Annotated in this window: 1 protein-coding gene; it reads left to right on the forward strand. The window is 67.0% G+C overall.

What is annotated here, in order from left to right:
• A partial coding sequence (locus ACXJ3V_RS20310; RefSeq protein WP_457102165.1) for an amidohydrolase occupies window positions 1–663 on the forward strand: 663 nt, incomplete at both ends.

Raw genomic sequence — 663 nt, forward strand, 5'->3', positions numbered from 1 at the left:
GTCGCCAAGGGCTTCAACGGCACGCTCAACCTGATCTTCCAGCCCGCCGAGGAAGGCCTGATGGGCGCGAAGAAGATGGTCGAGGACGGCCTCTTCGAGCGCTTCCCCTGCGACGCGGTCTATGCTTTCCACAACGAGCCCGGCTTCCCGGCCGGGCAGTTCGGCTTTCTTCCGGGCGTGATCTACAGCTCGTCGGACACCGCCGTCATCACCATCGAAGGCAAGGGCGGCCATGGCGCGATGCCGCACACCACGGTCGATCCGATCATGGTCGCGGCGCACCTGATCCTGGCCTTGCAGTCGCTGGTGTCGCGCGAGGGCGACCCCAACGACATGGCGGTCGTCACGGTGGGCGCGATGAGCGCCGGCAAGGCGCCCAACGTGATTCCGACCAGTGCCGAACTCAAGCTGTCGGTGCGGGCGCGAAAGCCCAAGGTGCGCGCCTTCCTGCGCGACCGCATCATCGCCTTGGCGCAAGGCCAGGCGGCCGTGCATGGCGCCACCGCAACGATCGACTACCAGTGGAAGATGCCGCCCTGTGTCAACGACGAGGCCGCCACCGCCTTCGCGCGAGAGGTGGCGCTGGCGTCGATGGGCGAGAAGGCACTGATCCCCGACATGGCGCCGCTGCAGGCCAGCGACGATTTCGCGTTCATGCTGAAC

This window comes from Microbacterium sp. P5_E9 (assembly GCF_054049175.1).